Source organism: Rhizobium sp. PRIMUS64 (assembly GCF_023006465.1).
Classification (GTDB): Bacteria; Pseudomonadota; Alphaproteobacteria; order Rhizobiales; family Rhizobiaceae; genus Rhizobium; species Rhizobium leguminosarum.
This window is the reverse complement of sequence record NZ_JALBGX010000235.1, coordinates 1-5,438: the sequence shown is the minus strand read 5'-3', so window position 1 is coordinate 5,438 and position 5,438 is coordinate 1. Positions and strand designations below refer to the sequence as shown.

The window sequence follows — 5,438 nt, the reverse complement described above, 5'->3', positions numbered from 1 at the left end:
AGCGGCAGGCACGGGCGCCGGCTTCGGCGGCTCGGCGGCGGCGATGGCTTTCGGCGCCTCGCACACCGCGATCACCGAGGGATAATTGACATTGACATAGGTCTTCAGGCGTCGTTCGGCTTCCGCATCGCAGGCGGCAACGGTTTCCCAGCGTTTATCGACCGTCGCGACATAATTGCACTGGCTGATCGAATCGTCGCAGCCGAGAATGGTCATCGCGATCAGCACCGCTTGCATATTCTGCTTCCTTGATTATTGAGCACCTCATCGTCTTAGAGGGTGCAATTCCAACCGAATGAAGGCAACGGCATTAACTCTTCGTCATGTCGGGAAAAATTGTGCCCCGCGCCAGCAGAGGAAGTCAGCATGTCCGTGACCATCGCCCTGGAGCAACCGCGCCAGGAGGGCGTCATTCGCCTTCTCGATCTTTCCGATGCCTATGCGCAATCGCTCTATCCCGCGGAAAGCAACCACCTGGTCGACCTGTCCGTGCTGGAGAAACCTGCGGTGAGCTTCCTCGTCGCGCGCAGCGACGATGCGATCGTCGGCTGCTGCGCGCTGGTCGAGGCCGGTGACGGCACGGCGGAGATCAAGCGCATGTTCGTCGATCCCGAGGCAAGGGGGCTGAGGATCGCCAGCAGCCTGATGAATGCGCTCGAAGCAATCGCAGAAAAAAAGGGGCTGACGGCGATCCGGCTCGAAACCGGCATCTACCAACCCGAGGCGATCGCGCTCTATCGCAAATACGGATATCGGGAAATCGAACCTTTCGGCGCCTACCTACCGGACCCGCTCAGCCTGTTCATGGAAAAGCGGCTGGGGTAGCCCCGTCTGCGAAGGTATGTTCAGCCTTCGGCGACTCGCGGTACCGGCGGTGGGGCCGGTTCGTCGATGATGATCTGCGGCCCCGTTTCGCTCTTGTCGGCGCTGCGGGCCTCGTGGATCCATTCACGCCAGATGGCGACGATCAGCGCCATCAGCACAGGGCCGATGAAGAGCCCGAGGAAACCCATCGTTTTGACACCGCCGACGAGGCCGAAGAAGGTCGGCAGGAAGGGTAGCTTGATCGGACCGCCGACGAGTTTCGGCCGCAGCGTCTTGTCGACGATGAAGAGCTCGACCGTCCCCCAGACGAAGAGACCGATGCCGGCGACATGCGAGCCGCTCGCCAGCAGATAGATGGAGACCAGCGTGAAGGAGAGCGGCGCACCGCCCGGTATCAGCGCCATCACGCCCGTCAAAACGCCGAGCGTCACCGGCGAGGGCACGCCGGCAATCCAGTAGGCAAGGCCGAGCACAATGCCTTCGCCGATCGCGATCAACGTCATGCCCATGACGGTGGAGCTGATCGTCGCCGGCACGACGCGGGAAATGCGCTCCCAGCGGTTCGGCAGGATACGCTCGCCCAGCATGTCGATTTGCTTGGAGAAGGAGAAACCGTCGCGATAGACGAAGAATAGCGCGATCAGCATGAAGAGCAGCGTCAGCAGCAGGTGGAAGGCGCCGCCGCCGGCCGCAAGCACGGCACGATAGATGTTGCCGATATTGGCGCCGCTGACTGCCTGGATGACTTCGCCCAAGGCGCCGGGACTGCCGATATATTTTGTCCAGACTTCATCGAGGTAGGCGCCGGCCCAAGGCAGCGCGACGATCCAGTCGGGTGTCGGGGCGCCGGCGCGGTTGGCGTGGATTGCCCAGGTGACCCAGGTGCGTACTTCGCCGGTCGTATAGGTCACAGCAAGCCCGATCGGGATGACCAGGAAAGTGATGATCATGATGATGGCGATGGTCGCGGCGATCGTCGTATTGCCGCCGACGCGGGCAAGAAGCTTGCGGTAGAGCGGCCAGCTGGCAAAGCCGATGACGAGGGCTGCGAGCACCGGCACGAGGAAGCCGTAGAAGAAATAGACGCCGGCAGCGACGACCAGGACCAGCAGCCAGCGCGCCGCCGAAATGGAGGGAATCAGCGGCGTGCGCGTCTGCGCCGATGATCCGAGCCATCGCGGCTCATGATTGCTTTTCTGACGGTCGAACACACCCACGCGCGCCTCTTCTTTTTCTTGTACTCTGGTTATGGGCCATCAACCCGGCGGTTTCAAGGTCCGCACCATGAAAGCGTATACAAAGCGTCGCTATTCGACGCTCAGACCCGGGCGTCTTACTGCTGCGGGCGGCGCAGAATCTTGAAGGCGTAGAATTGCGTCTTCTGGCTGGTCGAGAAATTGTTGTCGGAGCCGAGAATGAGGACGTCGGTGCCGTCCTTGGCCTTCCCCAGCGACATGGCCTCGATATTGTCGGGAACAAGGCCGATCGCCCTCAAATCAAGGACCTGGCTCTTCCGGGCGGGAACGACACGCTGGTCGCTTTTGGCGAGGGACGCGATGGCGGATACATCGGTGGCATCAGTCAGATCCATCATCATGATCTTGATGCTGTTGCCGAAGCCCTGGGCATAACTCCGCTCGACGGCGAGCAGGCGGTGATCGTCGAGGGCAAGCATCTCCGACATGCCGTTGTCGTTGCCGCCGTCGGCCTTGGTGGCGGCCTGCGGGATCGGCGAGACCGGATAGACGTACTCGGCCTTCGGCTCGCCGGTAGCGCCGTCGTAGCGGACGATGCGCGACAGGCTGCCTGACGTCAGCGAAGGGTTCGGGCCGTCCTGATAGAGGGCGGCTTCGACACCGACGAAAACATCGCCGGAGGGCGCGACGGCGAGATCTTCGAAGGCGAGGTTGTCGCGGATACCGGTCGACTTGTCCGCGGTCGGCGCAAAGCCCTCCGGCAGCTTGAATTCGCGGACGAAGGAGCCGTCCGGCGAAGCGACACGGACGAAGGGCGCAAGCAGCGCCTTGCCGTCGCCTTCACTGCCCCAATAGATGCCGTCCTTGCCGAGGCGGATCGATTCCGGATCGACGGTCCTGGCGGCGAAGGGTGCGCCGTTCTTGTCCTTCAGGGTGACCTGCTTGACGACGGAAACGCCCTTGAGGCCGGACGCGTCGACATCGACGTCGAGTTCATAGAAGCGGGCTGGGCCTCTTTCCGAGCGGTCGTCGCTGATGGCGAGATAGTGACCGGTGGCGGCATCGAAATCGAGGCCGGAAATGCCGCCGAATTCGACGCCGTTTTCCATGTGGCCGGTGGGGATGACGAATTCACCGAGATAGGAGAGCGAAATGCCGGCGGCGCAATCACCGAAGGGGCAGGCGGTCTCGAAGGTGGCGCCGATATCGGTAGCGCTGACGGTGCTGGACAGGAGAACAAAAGCGGCAGCCGCGAGAAAACGCTTGGTCATGACAAATATCCGGCAAGGGGTTTGAAAACGGTTCGAATCGGCGCTGCCGCTCCCTCAAGGGGAAGGCGCGCCGACCGCTTCATGCGCCGGTTGTTTGACGGAGTTGTTACGGTTCTTCGTCAGTTCCGTGAAATCGTCGATGCTAAAATGCGTGGCGACGCATTAAATATCGAGGTTCTCGGCGAAGGCCGCGCGATCTTGGATGAAGCGGAAGCGGGCTTCCGGTTTGGTGCCCATCAGATCGTCGACAGCGCTGCGGGTGCCTTCGAAATCCACCTCATCGATCAGCACCTTGAGCAGGGTGCGCTTGGACGGATCCATGGTGGTTTCCTTGAGCTGGGCGGGCATCATCTCGCCGAGACCTTTGAAGCGGCTGATCTCGACCTTGGCCTTGCCCTTGAACTCCGTCTGCATCAGCTCGGCGCGATGATTGTCGTCGCGGGCATAGGCGGATTTCGAGCCTTGGGTGATCTTGTAAAGCGGCGGCACGGCGAGGAAGAGATGACCGCCACGCACGAGTTCCGGCATTTCCTGATAGAAGAAGGTGATGAGCAGCGAGGCGATATGGGCGCCGTCGACGTCGGCATCGGTCATGACGATGATGCGTTCGTAGCGCAGGTCTTCGTCGCGGTATTTCGAGCGCGTGCCGCAGCCGAGCGCCTGGATGAGATCGGCGAGCTGCTGGTTGGCGCCGAGTTTTTCGCGGCCGGCGCTGGCAACGTTGAGGATCTTGCCGCGCAGCGGCAGAATGGCCTGGTTGGAGCGGTTGCGCGCCTGCTTGGCCGAACCACCTGCCGAATCGCCTTCGACGATGAAGAGTTCGGCGCCTTCCGCGGTGTTCTGCGAACAATCGGCAAGTTTGCCGGGCAGGCGCAATTTGCGCACCGCCGTCTTGCGGTTGACTTCCTTTTCCTTGCGGCGGCGCAAGCGCTCCTCGGCGCGCTCGATCACCCAGTCGAGCAGCTTGGCCGACTCGTTCGGATTGTCCGCAAGGTAATGGTCGAAGGGATCGCGCAGCGCGTTCTCGACGATGCGCTGGGCCTCGACGGTCGCGAGCTTGTCCTTGGTCTGGCCGACGAATTCCGGCTCGCGGATGAAGACAGACAGCATGCCGACGGCGGAGATCATCACGTCGTCGGTGGTGATCTGCGCGGCGCGCTTGTTCTGCGTCAACTCGGCGTAGGCCTTCAGGCCCTTGGTCAGCGCGATGCGCAGCCCCGCCTCATGCGTGCCGCCCTCGGGAGTCGGGATGGTGTTGCAATAGGAATGGACCTGCGGATCGCCGCCATACCAGGTGATCGCCCATTCCATCGAGCCATGGCCGCTGGTCTTCTCGGTCTTGCCGGCAAAGATCTCGCGGGTGACGGTGAACTCCTTGCCCATCGTCGCCTGGAGATAGTCCTTCAGGCCGCCGGGGAAGTGGAAGACGGCCTTGTCAGGGACCTCGGAGCCTTCGGGCAGCACGCCCGCCTCGCAGCTCCAGCGGATTTCCACGCCGCCGAAGAGATAGGCTTTCGAGCGCGCCATGCGGAAGACGCGGGCGGCATCGAACTTCATGTGATCCCCAAAGATCTGGGGGTCTGGGTGGAAGCGCACCCGGGTGCCGCGGCGATTGTGGACGTCGCCCAACTCTTCGAGCCCGCCCTGCGGCAGGCCGCGGGAGAAGCGCTGGCGGTAGAGCTTGCGGTTTCGCGCCACCTCGACTTCGAGGTCGTCGGAGAGTGCGTTGACGACCGAGACGCCGACGCCGTGCAGGCCGCCCGAGGTCTCGTAGGCCTTGCCGTCGAATTTGCCGCCGGCATGCAGCTTGGTCATGATGACTTCGAGCGTCGACTTGCCCGGCACCTGCGGATGGTTCTCGACCGGGATGCCGCGGCCGTTGTCGGAGACGGTGAGATAACCCTCGAGGTCGAGATAAACCTCGATGAAATTGGCGTGCCCGGCGACCGCCTCGTCCATCGCATTGTCGATGACTTCGGCAAACAGGTGGTGCAGCGCTTTTTCATCGGTGCCGCCGATATACATGCCCGGGCGCATGCGCACCGGCTCGAGGCCTTCGAGGACGCGGATCGACGAGGCGCCGTAGTCATCGGAGTTCGACGCGGCGGGCGCCGGGCGCGCGGAGGCTCCGGCAGGAGGTGCTGCG

General features: G+C 62.8%; 4 protein-coding genes and 1 pseudogene. 1 reads left to right on the top strand and 4 read right to left on the bottom strand.

From position 1 onward, the window contains the following. A pseudogene (locus tag MOV76_RS38205) lies at positions 1–237 on the bottom strand (hypothetical protein); the annotation flags it as partial. A gap of 129 nt (positions 238–366) precedes the next feature. Here MOV76_RS38205 and MOV76_RS38200 point away from each other — a divergent pair. Beyond that, complete coding sequence (locus MOV76_RS38200; RefSeq protein ID WP_028733737.1) at positions 367–825, top strand: GNAT family N-acetyltransferase; 459 nt, start codon at positions 367–369, stop codon at positions 823–825. A 20-nt stretch (positions 826–845) separates the two neighbouring features. Here MOV76_RS38200 and MOV76_RS38195 read toward each other — a convergent pair whose 3' ends face one another. From MOV76_RS38195 to parE, 3 genes are all read right to left on the bottom strand, one after another. Further along, the gene (locus tag MOV76_RS38195; protein WP_018242106.1) at positions 846–2,042 is read right to left on the bottom strand and encodes an AI-2E family transporter; all 1,197 of its coding nucleotides are present in this window, start codon (positions 2,040–2,042) and stop codon (positions 846–848) included. A 116-nt stretch (positions 2,043–2,158) separates the two neighbouring features. Next, complete coding sequence (locus MOV76_RS38190) at positions 2,159–3,292, bottom strand: esterase-like activity of phytase family protein (protein ID WP_130716428.1); 1,134 nt, start codon at positions 3,290–3,292, stop codon at positions 2,159–2,161. Between the two features lie 162 nt (positions 3,293–3,454). Continuing rightward, positions 3,455–5,438, bottom strand: a 1,984-nt coding sequence (gene parE, locus MOV76_RS38185) for a DNA topoisomerase IV subunit B (RefSeq protein WP_247266504.1), incomplete at its 5' end; no start/stop codon positions are given.

What these genes read in the sequence shown, in the direction of transcription:
- MOV76_RS38200 (WP_028733737.1), top strand. Translation starts at nt 367, where the DNA reads ATGTCCGTGACCATCGCCCTGGAGCAACCGCGCCAGGAGGGCGTCATT.
- MOV76_RS38190 (WP_130716428.1), bottom strand. Translation starts at nt 3,292, where the DNA reads ATGACCAAGCGTTTTCTCGCGGCTGCCGCTTTTGTTCTCCTGTCCAGC.